The organism is Streptomyces sp. NPDC091387 (assembly GCF_044756945.1).
GTDB lineage: Bacteria > Actinomycetota > Actinomycetes > Streptomycetales > Streptomycetaceae > Streptomyces.
In genome coordinates, this window is record NZ_JBIVTZ010000008.1 from 197,105 (window position 1) to 212,297 (window position 15,193).

Consider the following 15,193-nt stretch of genomic DNA (forward strand, 5'->3'; position numbering starts at 1 on the left):
CGGTTCCACGAGGTGCGCGGCACCGTCGGCATCTGGTCGAGGCTCCCGCTGTCCGGTACTCGTGTCGCGGACAGCAGGCCGAAGGGCGTCGAGGAGGGCTGGCGCCGGGGCCTGCGGACCGTCGTCCACACGGCGCGATCCAGGCGCTGCCCGCCACAGGGAGCGACCATCTGCCGTTGCTGGCACGAGTGTTGCTGGACTGAGGCTCGGGAAGCCCGGTCCCGTGGCGGGCGGGCACTGTCGGCCCAGGGGCCCTGGCGGCGGGGCGGAGCCCTTCTGGTGCTGCACGTAAACGGGGCAAACTCTGCAATACAGGTGAATTGTATGTGGATTCATTGGATCGATCGACAAGTGAACTGTGTCGGTGAATCGCAGTCAACAAGCGGTTCGTGCCCGTGGGTAGAGTTTGTTATTGATGCCCAATTGTATATTCAATGCCCCGATACCCGGGGTCGCGTGGATAAAAGCCCTCGCAAAATCCGCGCCCGGTGCGATACTCTCCGTGCGCAAGGGTTACTTGGTCATCACATCTGGGGGGAAACGTGAAGATTTCTGTAGGGATTGCCGGCGTTTGTGCTGTCGTTCTTGCCGCGACCGTGGCGGCGCCGGCGGCATCCGCAGCCGACGGGAATTCCCCGACGGGAGGCGCGTCGATCGCGACCGTGAATATTCAGGGGATCACTGTCGACAAGCAGGCCAGCGACACGACCAAGAGCATTATTGCGGCCGACGCGAAGGCCGCCGTAGCCGCCGCGAATGTGTGTGGGGCCGGATATACGATATCCGTGAGAGCGGCCCGGTACGAGACGTACGGCACCACGTACACGTGGACGAATGGAAAGACCACGGGGAGCAGTTACTACGACAAGCCGATCTGTGCCGTGTTCTTCAACGACACCGGGGTCGCCCACTCGATGCGCCTCAAGCTGTCGACCAACTACACGAGCATTCCGGACGTCGAGGACTCGGGGACGTTCAGCAGCTACGCCGGTCCGCTCTACCAGAACCGCGGGTACTGCGGGCAGACGTACTCGTACATGAAGGTCGGCACGAAGGTCGTCGTCGACAACTACATGACCGTCGGCGCGTGCAACTGACGCGATTCCGCCGGTCTGTGCCGCGCTCCATCACCTGGAGCGCGGCACTGCTGGGCACCGTGCTGGTCACGGGATGCTCAAGCTCTTCCCCGTCCGATACCCCGCCGCAGGGCCCCGCCGTGACTTCCTCGGTCTCCCCTCCTGCCGCGTCGAGCGGTGCGCCGAGCGCTCCGGAGACGGATGCGGATGCGGGCGCGGGCTCGGACACGGACGCGGAGGTCAGTGCGGAACCGTCGCCGGTCGTCAGCCATATGGGGAAGACCAAGGTCGTCACGCTCGGGGATGTGGAGGTCCGGGCCACTCGCGGCGCGATCGGCTTCACTGTGGCCTGTAATTACCTCAACAGCAGAAGCCAGACCCTCAATTTCAAGGTCACCGTGAGCATTGGCGACGGCAAGGAATGGGTGCGGAGCACCAAGTTCGACTTTCCGCACCTGGCGGCCGGTCAGACGGGCAGAGGTTCCACCACCGTCATGGGGGATTTCCCCGAAGGTGAATCCCCGGACGATCCGAAGATCTATATCGACTCGGTCATCGAGTACTGAGATCTCGCTCCATTTCCCGCGCTCCATATCCATACCCCATATCTCATACCCTGCACGCCGTGCGGGGTATGTGTAGTTTGCCGTGCTCCATCGAGCTCGGCCCGCCCGATATAGGGAATAATAAATGCGTATAGGACCGAAAAGGCTGGCCACAGTGCTGGCGTTTTCGATAGTGATATCGACACTGTCGGCCTCTGCTCAGGCCGGGGGACCGCAGGTCCCCGAGGACGCTGTGCAAGCCGGCGCGACTCTGCCGGATGTCACCCATAAACCCCGTGAGGTCGCCGCGAAGGACCGTGCCTCGGTGCTGGGCGCGGGCTCTTCCTCGTCCAAGGATGTGGCGCTCTCCACGTCCGGCGACGGCATGGGATTCCATGTACTGGCCGGAAAGGAGCGGGAGGGGTACAAGTTCGGCACGGTCGCCACTCTGCGTGAGGACGGCTTCGACGCGGATACCTGGATCGGCAATACGTGTGTGACGGGGTCGGGGAAGTACGCGGCTGTCGCGTACGCGCCCCGGACGTTCACGAACAACCCGGAGCTGATGGTGCGCGGTGCGTTCACCGCGGTCGTCGAGCTGGGCAGTGGCAAGGTCACCAAGCTGCCGTTCACGGCGTCGCTGGCCTATTTCTCGCCCGGCTGCGGTTCCGGGGACGCTGTGGTGTTCACCCAGCTGAGCCATGACGGGGACAAGGCGCAGCGGACTCGTCTGGTCACGGTGGACGCGGTCACGGGCAAGGGGTCCGAGCCGGTGGCGCTGCCCGGGCAGGTGACGTCGGCCGTTCCGACGCGGCACGGGATCGTGGCCGGTCACGGGAACAAGCTGGTCCGCATCAATGGCCGGAAGGAGACCGTTCTCGCCGCGACGAAGCATGTGCCGTTCCAGATTGCTGCCGACAGCGGTGACGGTGTGACGTTCATCGACCGGGACGCCGACACCAAGGACACCAGGACGCGGTCCTGGGCGAAGCGTCTGGACGCCGCGCAGGTCAAGGGGAGCGGGAAGTCCACCCCGAGGACCGTGGCCGAAGGGCGGCTGGCCGACTGGGACTTGTCGGTCACCCCGGGCGGCACGGTCTTCGTCACGGGCCGGGCTACGAGCAAGGGCGCTCTGCCCGGTTCGGTGAAGAACCCGGGGCATCTGGCCAAGGGCGCCCGTATGTCGAGTCTCGGCCACGCGGGTGTGTCCACGTCCTGGGCCGATGGCAGGACGAGCCTGATCACTCCTGAGGAGACCGGGCAGGTACGCGATGCGCGTATCGCCCTGGATGTGGTCGCCACCGGCAGGGGCACAGAGCTGGACGCCACGCCGCGGCTGTCCGCCGGGCGGGCCGAGGCGGGCAGCAGGCCCTCCCCGGCGCTGGTCGTTCCCACGGGCAGGAAGGCGTCCCCGAAGCCGTCGAGCACGGACGCCGGCGCCACCGCGGACGCCCGGGGCGCCGACGAGGGCCTGTCCACGCAGACCGTGCGTACGCAGGTGCTCGCCGCGTCGCCGACCGGGCCCAGTGAGGGCACCGACGAGCGGTACTGCGCGGTGGCCCGGAACGATGTGAAGAAGCAGGCGTTCCAGCCGACTCCGCGGCAGGTGGAGTGGGCGGTGGACCAGGCCGTCGTCGGTGAGCTGCACGTCAGCCGGCCGGCGAACTGGAAGAACACGGGGATGGACTCGTACACCCCGCAGGGTTTGTTCCCGCCGCTCACGCTGGCCGGTGACCCCACGGGTTCGCTGGACAACGAGGACCCGGACGTCACCGACCGCTGGCACATTCCCTCGCAGGTGATGCTCGGCGTCACGGCGCAGGAGTCGAACATGTGGCAGGCGACCCGCTTCGCGGTTCCCGGTGTCACGGCCAACAGCCTCGTCGGCAACTACTACGGCACGCAGTACACCGCCGACGGCACCCAGGCCGATCCCTGGCGGATCAACTTCTCCGAGGCGGACTGCGGTTACGGTATCACCCAGGCCACCGACGGCATGCGGCTCGGCGGCAAGACCAAGCCGGGCGAGACGGCGCTGCCGCCGGCCACGCAGGAAGCGGTCGCGCTGGACTACGCGGCGAACATCGCGTACGGCGCGACGATCCTCTCCCGTAAGTGGAACGACCTCCACGGCCAGGAGATGATGGTCAACGACGGTCATCCGCAGTGGATCGAGAACTGGTTCTTCGCCCTGTGGGCGTACAACTCGGGCTTCTACCCGGCCGCCGACTCCGGCGGGCACAAGGGGCTCGGCTGGACGAACAACCCGGCGAACCCGCTGTGGAAGGCCAACCGGGTCCCGTTCCTGCAGAATGCCGTCGATCCGCACGGGGACGACTACTCCCACGCCGCTCACCCGCAGGACTGGCCGTACGAGGAGAAGGTCCTGGGCTGGGCCGCGCGTCCGATCTCCGCGATGTTCGGTCCTGGTGACTTCCAGGCCGGCTATCTGGCCGCCTGGTGGAACAGCGACCTCCAGCGTTCCGGGGTGAAGCCGCCGCTGGACACCTTCTGCGACGCCTCTAACTCCTGCGACCCGTCGAAGATCGCGGACAACGACTCCAACGATCCCGGCATGGGCGCCTGCGGGCTGGACGCCGGGGACAGCGACACCAACGCGCACTGGCTGCACTGCTGGTGGAGCAAGTCCGCCGAGTGGAAGGACTGCGACAAGGCCGCCGCGTGCGGGCACCAGGTCCACCGGTTCAACACCAGCTATCCGGAACAGCCGGACGCGGCCTCGTACCCGCCGCAGTGCAGCACCGGGCTGCCGTCGAACGCCCTGGTGGTGGACGATGTCAGCAACGGTACGGCTCCGGCGGGGTCGGCCTCACGCGGCTGCGGGGCGGCCAAGTCGGACGGCACGTTCAGCCTTACGTATCAGCCGTCCGACATCATCGACGCCGATACCGGGCAGTCCGTCACCACCTACCCCGGCAAGATCGACACGCACCAGATCGGCGCCGGCTACGGCAACCACTTCTGGTTCACCCACACCCGCTCCCCGGAGTCGTACCCTCCGCCGGGCGACCGGATGAAGGTCACCGGGACGTGGACCCTGGGACAGGAGCTGACCGCGAACGAGGGTCAGGCCAAGGTGTACGCGTTCGTGCCCGATCACGGGGCGCAGACGGGCGCGGCCCACTACCGGATCACCACGGGCGGCGGTGTCGTCGAGAAGGTGATCTCCCAGAAGGACAACCAGTCCAACAAGTGGGTCGATCTGGGCGCCTACTCGTTCGCCGGGGTGACGCCCAAGGTCACGCTCGACAACTTCAACGGTGGTGACGGGAGCGCGGACATCGCGTACGACGCGATCGCGTTCGTGCCGGGCGACTACTGGGGCCTGCCCAGTGATCTGGCGTTCTCCGATCCCACGGACGAGAACGGTCCCGACCCCGATTTCCCCGAGGACCCGCAGGAGATCACCGGGCACCCGTTCTGGACGCAGGGCGTGGCCGGTCTGACCGTGAGGGACACGGGCCCGCAGATGAAGGGCGGGCCCGCCTCTCTCCGTTCGGCGGCGGGGGCGACGGCCACCGCGGCGGACACGGTGTCGTGTTCGCTCACTCAGCTGTCCATCAACTACAGCCGCACCGACGCGTGCATCGTCAGTTCGATGGGTGTCAGCGGGGTCTTCCAGAACAACCCGATCGACATCGAGTTCAACTACCGCCACGAGATCCATACCAACTACAAGACCAAGACCATCACGCAGAAGGTCGACATCAGCGTCCTCCGTGCCACGGCGAACGTGACCAGCGCGACGGTCAACCTGGACTTCGAGTGCAAGCTCGGCTACTGCAAGAACAACCCTCCGACCTGGACCGGTTCGAAGACGTTCACGGGCGCCAGTGATCTGCACCATCTGACCGCGACGCAGACCACGGAGTGGACCGGGACGGGCAAGAGCAACATTCAGCTGTCGTGGAGCAGTAACGCCAGTGTGAACGGGCTGTCGGCACCGAACCCGATCAAGGCGAGCGAGGACGACCTCGAAATCCGCTGCGACGACCAGCTGACCAGCCGGCCGGCGGGCTGCGTCTTCCCGCGCTACAAGCCGACCTACACGTTCAGTGAGTCCAAGTACCCGGCCGCGGCGGCCCATATCTCGCTGCTTCAGAAGCGGCTCCCCTCCCACTTCGGGCTGAAGGGGAAGGGCGACCCGCTGAACTTCCTGGCCAACGACACACCGCAGAAGAGCGACCCGACCAAGATGCAGAAGGACGTCAACCGCGACGTCATCTGCCCCAGGGGATGGGCCAACCAGTTCAATCCGACGCTCGTCACGCCCACGGACAAGCCGAACTGTGACGAGTTCACCTTCGCCTCCACCTACCAGAGCGGTGGCATGGCCAAGGTCGACAACGGAAAGAATCCCAAACCGGTCGATTCCGGGGCCGAATGCGTCAACACCGTCACCATGAAGGACCCGGACGGCAAGTGGCGACTGCACCCGGCAGCCGGTGAGAACGTCCCGACCTGGACCGAGACCTGTGGCCGGTCCTCCATGTCCGGCCGGCACAACCAGGGGTCCATGAACCGCTTCGGCACCTCGTTCATGTACTCGTACCGGGTGCTCGACGGCGACCCGTACTGGCTGGATGTGAAGGAGCCCCATTAACCCGGGACGCAACAGCGGCAGGGCCCATGGCGTCGTCCGACGCCATGGGCCCTGCCCGTGCGGTGAGGACGTCAGCCCCAGACGAGCCGGCCGTCCTCCACATGTCCGGCCGTAGGCGACGCACCCGCGGAGATCTGCTCCATGAGGGCGACGGTGTCGTCGAACAGGCCGGCCAGCGAAGCGTGGACCTCGAAGGAGGGCGCGTCTCCGTCACCGAATGAACCGATCCGGCCGCTTCGCGCGTCCAGGAACTTTCCGTAACAGGAGTCCTCGTCCGAGACGACCGGAATCCACTGCTCGTGCCAGAAGGGGAACTCCGGATCGTCGGACGGGTCGTCGCGCTCGATCTCCATCTTGAACGCATAGGTACGCTCCATGGCCACGAGCCCCAGAAAGTCCCGGTTCCCGGGCGCGACCCCTTCGGTGGCCTCTCCGGCCCCCGACTCCAGCAGCCAGGCCCGCAGTTCGGCCGGGAACGCGACACCCATCCGGTCCTCCGTCGCGGAGATGTCCGCCGCAGCCGCAGGGCCCGGAACCGAGGCCGCGGTCACGGGAGCATGCGCCTCCAGCCAGCCCGCCAGCCGCCGCCACGCCCGTTGTGCCTCATCCATGACCGGCCCCCACTCCCTCGTCGCGCCTCTCACGGCGCAGCCTACGACACGCCGGACCGGGGGGAGATCCCCGGCCGGCCCGGAACGGACCGCCCTGGACGGGCCCTTCGCCTCAGTCCGTGACCCTCTCGACCATCCGGTTCCCGTGAAGAGAAGGCGAGGTGGGCGTGGGATTCGGTGATGCGGTCCACCGGAAGCAGGCTGTATCCGAGAAGAAGGGCTCCGGGGCTGCCGCTGGACCGTCGTCGCTCGACACCGTTGTGCATCGACAGGAGGGACCGTCCAGATTGTCACCACCGCCCGCCGCCGGCGCTTCGGTTCGGCCGTCACTGGCCCTTGACCGACGTGATCACCAACGCGGTCCAGCGACTCGCGGCTCTCCCGAACCTCGGCTGACCAGCAGCGTCACCCGCCGAACAAGCCTGATCACCCCGCCGGAAATCGTGGAACCCGGCGCCCACCCGACGCGACAGCCGGGCCCTCACCGCACCCGGGACCAGCCACGGAACCGAAACGGTCCGCCGGAGAACCCGACGGACCGTCACGAAAGATCGAGGCTGAAGGACGAAAGGGCTGGCCCAATGAGCGCGAGGCCCGGCTCGACGCAATGTCGCCGGACCGGCACAGCCGAAAGATCTGCACTGCTTCAGGATCTTGATGGCTGGGCTCGCGTCGTAACGAACGAGGAGTGCTGATCAGTCGCCGGACTTCACGGGCTCCAGTTTGATGCTGAAGTGTCGGAGGATCGGGGACTGGCCCGTAACCCGGTAGCCACGGACCGATTCAGGATTCTTCGCGATATCTGCCAGGGTGGCGGCAACGTGGTCGTAGTGGCTGCGGGTGTAGACCCGTCGGGGGAGAGCCAGCCGTACAAGTTCGTAGGGCGCCGTCTTGACAGGGTTGCCGTGCTCGTCCTCTTCACCGAGGTAGAGCGACCCCAGCTCCGCCGAGCGGATGCCTCCGCGCAGGTAGAGCTCGCAGACAAGTGCGGTGCCGGGGTACTGGTGCGGGGGGATGTGGGGCAGGAGGCGCCCGGCGTTGACGTAGAGGGCGTGCAGACCGGCGGGTTCCACGATGTCGACGCCGGCCTCGCGGATGCGTGCGGCGAGATAGGCGGCTATGTCGGCACGCTCGGCGAGGTAGGCCGGCTCGGTCACTTCGAGGAGGCCGCGCGCCATCATCTCGAGGTCACGTCCGGACAGACCGCCGTAGGTGGTGAATCCCTCGGTGGCGATGAGCAGACCCCCGCACCGCTCGGCGAGTTCGGCGTCCTTCAGGCCGATGAAGCCGCCGATGTGGACGATCCCGTCCTTCTTCGCGCTCATGACGCAGCCGTCGGCGAGGCGGAAGGCTTCCTCGGCGACCTGGCGCGGGGTGCGGTCGGCGTAGCCGGGTTCGCGCTGGGTCACCAGCCAGGCGTTCTCCGCGAACCGGGCCGCGTCGAGGATCATCGGCACGTTGTGACGGCGGCACAGTTCGGCGGTGCGGTGCAGGTTGTCCATGCTGACCGGCTGGCCCCCGCCACCGTTGTTGGTGATGGTCATCAGCACGGCCGCAACGGGCGTCTGGGCAGCGTTCTCAAGGGCCTGTTCGAGGGCGATCAGGTCGATGTTGCCCTTGAACGGAAAGTCGCTGTCGAGGTCCTTCGCCTCGGCGCAGGGCAGGTCGTACGCCGTGCAGCCAGTCAGTTCAACGTTGGCGCGGGTGGTGTCGAAGTGCGTGTTTGACAGCACACTCGTGCCGGGCCGCAGCAGCGAGGAGAAGAGGATGCGCTCGGCCGCGCGGCCTTGGTGGGCCGGCAGGATGTGGGGGTAGCCGGTGAGTTCGGAGACGACCTCGTGCCACCGGTAGAAGGAGCGGCTGCCGGCGTAGGACTCGTCGCCCTGCATACCTGCGGCGAGCTGGTCTGCGGAGATGGCACCGGTCCCGGAGTCGCTCAACAGGTCGATGGTGACTTCGTCGGCCCGCAGCTCGAAGGGGTTGTAGGCGACCCGCTTCAGCGCGGCCTCGCGCTCCTCCCGGGTGGTGAAAGCAAGAGGTTCTACGACCTTGATGCGGTAGGGCTCCATGTGACTTCCTTCTGTGCGGTGTGCGGGCTGACGGGGCCGACGGCCTGGCGCCCGAGGTCCAGGACGCTCTGGGGGTGTTGCGCGGGCATCCAGCTGCCCGGCGGGTAGTGCTCCTGCGGCGGCCGGACGCGGTGGGCCTCGGAACTCAGGTAGGCGGTGAGCCGGGGGGGCCGGTCGCGCTCGTACACCAGGGCCAGGTAGGCGATCAGCCCCACGCCGTCGGCGAGGGTTCGCTGTGTGAGCGCTCCCAGACTTCGGTTCAGGACGGTCGGGTCCATGCCGGCCCGGGTCAGCAGGGCTGTGGCGCGGGCGAGGGCCTCTTCGTCATCGCGCACGTAGTCGCGAACGGGAACGTGGAGCGTGAAGCCGCTCGGGTTGCTGTCGCCTTCGGTGAAGGAGTGGCAGGTGAGCGCCGGCCGCCGCACCAGTCGCAGGGTGTCGTTTCCGCCGCGCTCGGACGGCCCGAGGGAGCCCGCGGCCGCGTGGAAGAAGTAGCGGATGTCGGCCGCTGTGGCTCCGGAGGTACGGCTGAGCGCGCAGGCGTCATCGGCTGACATGCGCGGGTGTCTCACGTAGACCTTGACGCGGGGGGACGTCCAGGCGCCCAGGTCCAGAGCGAGGAACGGATAGCCGGCCCCCGGGGGCAGTTGCTCGAAGGCCTGGCCGTAGCCGAGCCGCCGCAGTGCCTCGTGCACGGTGCGGGCCGCGCTTTCCGGGCCGGAGGCGGAGGGATTCAGGTAGACCTTGACACCTGGGACCCCTCCGGCGCGCAGATCGAGCGCGTACCACAGGGCCAGGGGGCCCTGGGCCGCAGCGGGGAAGAACAGGTCGGCGAGGGCGTCGAGCCGGTCGGTGGCGAAGCCCCAGCGGGCGCCCATTGCGCGGATGGCCGCAAGCCCGGCGCGGCCGCTGTCGACCATGTCGTCGTGGGCCCACCCGGGCTCCACGAGCACTCGCAGGGCCGGGGCGGCGCCCGGAGCGCTGGCGAGGGAGAACTCGACGGGGGTGTGGTCGTCGGAGAGGAAGGTGGGCGAGGCCGGCGGCAGGGACAGCGGCCGGTGGGCGGCGCCTGCGAGGGAGCCGATCAGGACCTGTCCGTACAGCTCGGTGTCCGCCTCGCTCAGGCCCACCGTGGCTCCCAGGCGCCGCAGCTGACCGAGTACGTGGTCGCCGAGCGTCGTCTCACCGGGGCTGGCTGCAGGTATGCCGTGGCCCGGGTAGGGGGTCATCGTGTGCCTCGCACATCGTGGCGCGCAACGCGTCTGGACGGTGCGGGTGTACGGGGACGTGCTCCGCCGACAAGGGAGGAGACGAGGGTCAATCCGCTGCCGGGAGCAGCGGGTATTCGGTCCTGCGGCTGGTCGGGGTCGCCGCCCCCGCACGGGTTCCGTCTCCTGGGGGTGGTGCGCTGTGGGCCCGTTCGGGGGCTCGCGGATGGGGGCGCGGAGATGTTTGTGAGGTCCACTGCCTCTCCTTCATCTTGTGTCACTCCAGACACTCCGCGCCGTCCTACCCAGGAAGTTGATCTTTCATGCAGGCAGCGTCAACTGCCTGTGTCACATGCATCACAGGGGGTGTGGGCTACTCGCCCGTCAGCCACTTCTTGAAGCTGCTCCAGCGCCCCGCCTTGCCGGTGGGCTGCGGCGCCGCCGGCGCGGTTGCGGCCGTGACGGGGGGTGCCTGGTAGCGGGGCACGGCCGTCGGCTCCGGTGCGGCCGCGGCGCGCGGGGTGACTGCGCTGAACCGGACGGGCAGGGAGGCCAGGGCCCGGTTGAAGGGGCCGGGCCGCCAGGCGAGGCTGTCCGCGGGAACGGCGAGTTCAACGTCGGGCAGGGCGTTGAACAGCGTCTCCAGGCCCGTCAGGGCGATCAGCCTGGCCGGCTCCTTCGACGGGCAGGCGTGCGGGCCCGCGCTCCAGGCGAGGTGACCGCGGGTGTCGGCACCGCGGTCCGCGAGCGCCGTGTTGGCGGCGGCGAAGGACACCAGCACCAGGTCACCGGCGCGCACCTTGTCGCCGGCCACGTCCGTGTCGACCACCGGGTAATGGGGCGCATAGTTGGACATCGGCGCATTGCGCCACAGAGTGTCGTCCACAGCCTTGTCGAACTGCCCCAGGCGCGCGAACTCCTCGTTGGTCAGCATCGTGTAGAAAGCGTTGCCGATCAGGTTGCCCTCCGGCTCGCCGCCCGCACCGAGGAGCAACACCAGCGTGTGCGCCAGTTCCTCGTCGTTCAGCTGCGCCGGATGCTGCATCAGGTAGGACGTGACGTCCTCCCCGGGCTGGGCGCGCTTGAGCGCCACCAGCTCGCCGACCGCTCCGAGCAGGACCTGGCTGGCCGCCTCGGCGTTGACTCCGTCGAACATGCCGGAGATGCCGAACAGCACCCGGTCACCGATCTCTGCCGGGCAGCCGAACAGCTCGTTGAACACGTACAGCGGGAGCTGCTGGGCGTAGTCGCGGAGCAGGTCGGCGCTGCCGCGGGCGCTGAACTGGTTGATCAGGAACTGGGCTACCTGGCTGACGATCCGGCTCAGCCGCTTGTTGCTGACGCGGGCGAAGGAGTCGGTGATGGCCTGCCGCAGCCGCACATGGTCGGCGCCGTCGGTGAACATCGCGTTCGGCCGGTAGGCCAGCAGCGGGAGGACCGGGCTGTCGGGACGGATGCAGCCCTCAGCCAGTGCACGCCAGCGGCGTGAGTCCTTGCGAAAGGTCGTCGAATCCTGCAGCAGTTCCAGAGCCGCGTTGTAATCGGTCACCAGCGTCGCCTCCACGCCGGGGGCGATGGTGACCGGCGCGGTGGGGCCGAGCTCGCGCATGTAGCGGTAGTACGCGTGCGGATTGGCGGCGAACTCCGCGCTGTCCAGGGGTATGCGCTGCCCGCTGCCGTGTGCGGGGCAGCCGGGCGGAGGTACAGAGGGGGTTGTCATGCGTGCTCCAGGTCGGCGCGCTCGTGCAGATAGCGGACCAAGGTGATCAGGGCGTCGACGGACGACTTCTCGTCGCGCGCGTCGATGGTGACGACGGGGGTGTCGGGCAGCAGGTCGAGTGCCTCCCGGACTGCCTCCGGGGTGTGGACCGTACTGCCGTCGAAGTGATTGATGGCCACGGCGAAGTCGAGGCCGTAGCTCTCGACCAGATCCATGACGTCGAAGGAGTCGGCCAGGCGCTCGGGGTCCACCAGGACCAGGGCGCCCAGCGCTCCGCGGGCCGTGTCGTCCCACAGACTCACGAAGCGCTGCTGTCCGGGGGAGCCGAACAGGTAGAGAACGATGCGCTCGCTCAGCGTCAGCCGGCCAAAGTCCAGGGCGACGGTGGTGGTGGTCTTCCCCTGAACCCCTTTGAGGTCGTCGACGCGCTCCGAGAGCGTCGTCATCCGCTCCTCTGTGGACAACGGCGTGATCTCGGAGAGTGAGCCGATCAGGGTGGTCTTGCCGACGGCGAAATGCCCGACGACCAGGATTTTCACTGCAGTCTGCTGTGCGCCGCTGGGCACGTAGGCATCCTCAGACAGAGAGAGCCTTGAGGCCATCGAGCACCTCCTTGAGCAAGGCCTTGTTGGTGGGACGGGCCGATGGCACCGGCGCCCGGGTCATGAGATAGCCCCCCTCGGCGAGGGAACTGAGCAGCACCTTGACCACCCCGAGCGGCAGTTGGGAGTGCGCGGCGATCTCCGCGACCGAGAGGTAGCCACTGGAGCACATCTCCAGGATCTGCTGCTCCTCGGGCGAGAGCCGCTGGGGGCGCTGCTGCTCGTCGGTGGCCGTCGTAACGAGAGTGATGAGGGCGAACTCGTCCTCATCGGGCAGGTCACGGCCACGGGTGATGACGTAGGGCCGGACCAGTTCTCCGGCCTCGGACACGAACTCGGGCTCGGGAAGGCCGGGTTCCGTCATGAGGTGACCGTGTCGCCGCGAAGGCCGGTCGACATCGCCTTGCCCAGCCGGCTGACCAGCTGCTGCATCCGGTACGTGATGTCCTGCATGTCGACCTCGGCCGACGCCGCCACGGCAAGGTAGCTCCCGCCGCCCGCAGCGTTCAGGAACACCCACCCTCCGTCGAACTCGATGAGGGTCTGGCGCCAGTTCGCTCCGCGCTCACCGCAGAAGAAGCTGACGGCCCGGCTGAGCGACTGCAGGCCGGAGACGGCGGCGGCCACCTTGTCGGCATCGCCCCTGTCTATCTCCGCGGTACGGGACATCTGGAGGCCGTCGGCAGAAATCAGGACCGCGTGGAGAGCATGCGGTATCTGCAGCGCGTCCTCAAGCATCCAGGACAGGTCGTCGCTCACGGGGCATCGAATCCTTCGTGTGAATCGGCAGTGGTGTCACCTTCGGCGGCCGGTACCCCCGCACCTCGGCCGCTGATAGTGCCACGCTGAAACGCGCCCATGGCCGCCACCCGTGCCTCTGCAGACCGGGCCGGCGGCGCTTCGTCAGACCTGCGGCCGCTGTCCGGCACGAGCGCCATGGCGCGCTTGTTCCGTCGCCGGGGCAGCCCGTCCTCTGTTGCCGCAGGAGCCGAACCGCGTCTCGCGGCAGCGGCATTGACTTCTTGCGTGGAAGTGGGCGTCTTGGGCTCGGGCATCTCGGTCAACAACTCCTTCGGCACCATCACCACCGCGCGGACGCCGCCGTAGGGAGAGGTGCTGTCGATGGCGACCGTGAACCCGAACCGCGCACACAGGGCACCGATCACCGCGAAACCGAACGCGGGAGGGTTGCCGAGCTCCGAAACGCTCACCGCGGACCCGCTGGACAGCAGAGCGGTGGCGTTCGTCCGTTCTTCCTCGCTCATGCCGACACCGGCGTCGTCGATCACGATGCAGATGCCCCGGGGCACCGTCCGCACCTCGACCTCGACCATGGTGGACGGCTCGGAATAGCTGGTCGCGTTGTCGAGCAGCTCGGCCACCGTCAGCGCGATCGGTTCGACGGCACGGCTGGTCACCGCGAAATCGACCCGTGAGGCGATTTCGATGCGCTGGTAGTGCCGGATACGGCCCTGCGCTCCGCGGATCACGTCATAGACCGATGCAGCCTCCCGCTGCCGGCCAAGCCACCCGCCGCACAGCACAGCAATGGACTGTGCACGCCGGTTGAATTGCGAGTTCATGTGGTCGATGCCCAGCATGTCCCGCAACACGGCCGAGTCGCCGTACTTCTTCTGCAGCCCGGAGATGGCCCGCTGCTGCTCCGCGGCGAGGCCTTGAAGGGTCCGCATGGCCGACTTCAGTACGGTGTTTGTGGCCTCCTCCGCCTCTTCCTTGGCCTGGCGGACCACCTCGTCGTAGCCGCTGCGCAGCTCGGTGACGGTGGACTCGAGGTCGGCGGCCCTGCCCTGCGATGCGGTCAGCTCACCTTGGAGGCCCTGCTTTTGACGACGTAGCGCCTTGATCGTTTTTCGCTGGCGAGTGAATACCGTGGCGGCGACAGCGACGCCGACGGCAAGCGCCCAGACTGTCGGATCCTGCCAAAAATTCGTCATGTGACTCTCTATTGAGCGGCTGGAGTCCAGCTCTCGAATCTGTCCAAGCGGACCCTCGGCTGTGGGCAGACGTCACCGCCCGGAGAGCCCCCCTGGCTGTAGCCATGCCAAGGCGAAAGCGCACGTGGCATGTGCACGTGAGCGTATCACCAGACGATCATGAAGCTCTGTCAAGTCCGCCACGTCGTCGCCCCGCTGGCGAGAAATGCATGTTCATGTCAGTGAGGGAGGTGTGCCTGCGAGGTGGAGGCCCGCAGTGGCGGAGCGCGCACCATGCCGCTCAGTCGTGTGGCACCTGGGTTCTTGCGGCTCTTCGGCGCATCTCGCCATGTAGCGGGCTGACGCAGCGATGCGGAGCAGGGCGAGTGTCATCCGGCCAACAAGCTTTCCCAGGGCACAAGATGGCCGATTCGAGAGCGGGCCACGGACAGATACACGAGCTGCGACTCAGGACATGTGACGCAGCCTCACGGTCTGGGCTTCCTTGCCGCCAGCAGCCTGTCCAGAACGCGGCGACGCGAGCGACCGAGGGGGAAGCGCCCCCGTGAAGACCGCGTCACCCCGTGATCGCTGACCCGCCCGACTGCGATCTGCACGGACGCCCCGCCTGGACGCCGGTACGCCACCAGACGGCGCATCGAGCCGGACGCGTGTGCTGAAGCAGGTGTGGGCCGAGCTTGTTGGCAGGTGCGGGATCGGATCACGCTGTCATGGGTCGGCATTTCTCGCAGTTCGGCGGCCCGGGAATGTCGAGAACGTGCCACCGGCTCCGTCCCAGGGGTA

At 67.6% G+C, this 15,193-nt stretch carries 11 protein-coding genes; 3 read left to right on the plus strand and 8 right to left on the minus strand.

Translation table 11 applies throughout. The features are described 5' to 3' along the window. The first annotated feature begins 785 nt into the window (after positions 1 to 785). The 3 genes from ACIQM0_RS18325 (at position 786) to ACIQM0_RS18335 (ending at position 6,245) form a co-directional block, all read left to right on the plus strand. Complete coding sequence (locus ACIQM0_RS18325) at positions 786 to 1,097, plus strand: hypothetical protein (protein WP_401287626.1); 312 nt, start codon at positions 786 to 788, stop codon at positions 1,095 to 1,097. Next, positions 1,088 to 1,642, plus strand: a complete 555-nt coding sequence (locus ACIQM0_RS18330; protein WP_401287629.1) for a hypothetical protein — start codon at positions 1,088 to 1,090, stop codon at positions 1,640 to 1,642. The genes ACIQM0_RS18325 and ACIQM0_RS18330 overlap by 10 nt, the downstream gene beginning before the upstream one ends. Before the next feature lie 124 nt (positions 1,643 to 1,766). After that, entirely contained in the window at positions 1,767 to 6,245 is a 4,479-nt protein-coding gene (locus ACIQM0_RS18335; protein WP_401287632.1) for a hypothetical protein, read from the plus strand. Positions 6,246 to 6,316: 71 nt separating this feature from the next. Here the strand turns inward: ACIQM0_RS18335 and ACIQM0_RS18340 are convergent, their stop codons facing one another. From ACIQM0_RS18340 to ACIQM0_RS18375, 8 genes are all read right to left on the minus strand, one after another. Then, the gene (locus ACIQM0_RS18340; RefSeq protein WP_401287634.1) at positions 6,317 to 6,856 is read right to left on the minus strand and encodes an SMI1/KNR4 family protein; all 540 of its coding nucleotides are present in this window, start codon (positions 6,854 to 6,856) and stop codon (positions 6,317 to 6,319) included. A 695-nt stretch (positions 6,857 to 7,551) separates the two neighbouring features. Then, on the minus strand, positions 7,552 to 8,925 hold the full coding sequence (locus tag ACIQM0_RS18345) for a tryptophanase (protein ID WP_401287637.1): 1,374 nt from the start codon (positions 8,923 to 8,925) through the stop codon (positions 7,552 to 7,554). Continuing rightward, positions 8,898 to 10,154, minus strand: coding sequence for a tryptophan dimethylallyltransferase family protein (locus ACIQM0_RS18350; RefSeq protein WP_401287639.1), 1,257 nt, complete (start codon positions 10,152 to 10,154; stop codon positions 8,898 to 8,900). Before ACIQM0_RS18350 ends, ACIQM0_RS18345 begins: the two co-directional genes overlap by 28 nt. Positions 10,155 to 10,506: 352 nt before the next feature. Continuing rightward, the gene (locus ACIQM0_RS18355; RefSeq protein WP_401287642.1) at positions 10,507 to 11,853 is read right to left on the minus strand and encodes a cytochrome P450; all 1,347 of its coding nucleotides are present in this window, start codon (positions 11,851 to 11,853) and stop codon (positions 10,507 to 10,509) included. Next, a complete protein-coding gene (locus ACIQM0_RS18360) occupies positions 11,850 to 12,455 on the minus strand; it encodes an ATP/GTP-binding protein (protein ID WP_363031231.1) in 606 nt (201 codons plus the stop codon). The genes ACIQM0_RS18355 and ACIQM0_RS18360 overlap by 4 nt, the downstream gene beginning before the upstream one ends. After that, positions 12,430 to 12,819, minus strand: a complete 390-nt coding sequence (locus tag ACIQM0_RS18365; protein ID WP_363031230.1) for a DUF742 domain-containing protein — start codon at positions 12,817 to 12,819, stop codon at positions 12,430 to 12,432. Before ACIQM0_RS18365 ends, ACIQM0_RS18360 begins: the two co-directional genes overlap by 26 nt. Next, a complete protein-coding gene (locus tag ACIQM0_RS18370; protein ID WP_363031229.1) occupies positions 12,816 to 13,214 on the minus strand; it encodes a roadblock/LC7 domain-containing protein in 399 nt (132 codons plus the stop codon). The genes ACIQM0_RS18365 and ACIQM0_RS18370 overlap by 4 nt, the downstream gene beginning before the upstream one ends. Continuing rightward, on the minus strand, positions 13,211 to 14,410 hold the full coding sequence (locus tag ACIQM0_RS18375; protein ID WP_401287646.1) for an ATP-binding protein: 1,200 nt from the start codon (positions 14,408 to 14,410) through the stop codon (positions 13,211 to 13,213). Before ACIQM0_RS18375 ends, ACIQM0_RS18370 begins: the two co-directional genes overlap by 4 nt. Between the last annotated feature and the right edge of the window lie 783 nt (positions 14,411 to 15,193).

Excerpts from the sequence above, each read along its gene's own strand:
- ACIQM0_RS18335 (WP_401287632.1), top strand. The coding sequence starts at position 1,767 with ATGCGTATAGGACCGAAAAGGCTGGCCACAGTGCTGGCGTTTTCGATA.
- ACIQM0_RS18340 (WP_401287634.1), bottom strand. The coding sequence starts at position 6,856 with ATGGATGAGGCACAACGGGCGTGGCGGCGGCTGGCGGGCTGGCTGGAG.
- ACIQM0_RS18345 (WP_401287637.1), bottom strand. The coding sequence starts at position 8,925 with ATGGAGCCCTACCGCATCAAGGTCGTAGAACCTCTTGCTTTCACCACC.
- ACIQM0_RS18350 (WP_401287639.1), bottom strand. The coding sequence starts at position 10,154 with ATGACCCCCTACCCGGGCCACGGCATACCTGCAGCCAGCCCCGGTGAG.
- ACIQM0_RS18355 (WP_401287642.1), bottom strand. The coding sequence starts at position 11,853 with ATGACAACCCCCTCTGTACCTCCGCCCGGCTGCCCCGCACACGGCAGC.
- ACIQM0_RS18360 (WP_363031231.1), bottom strand. The coding sequence starts at position 12,455 with ATGGCCTCAAGGCTCTCTCTGTCTGAGGATGCCTACGTGCCCAGCGGC.
- ACIQM0_RS18365 (WP_363031230.1), bottom strand. The coding sequence starts at position 12,819 with ATGACGGAACCCGGCCTTCCCGAGCCCGAGTTCGTGTCCGAGGCCGGA.
- ACIQM0_RS18375 (WP_401287646.1), bottom strand. The coding sequence starts at position 14,410 with ATGACGAATTTTTGGCAGGATCCGACAGTCTGGGCGCTTGCCGTCGGC.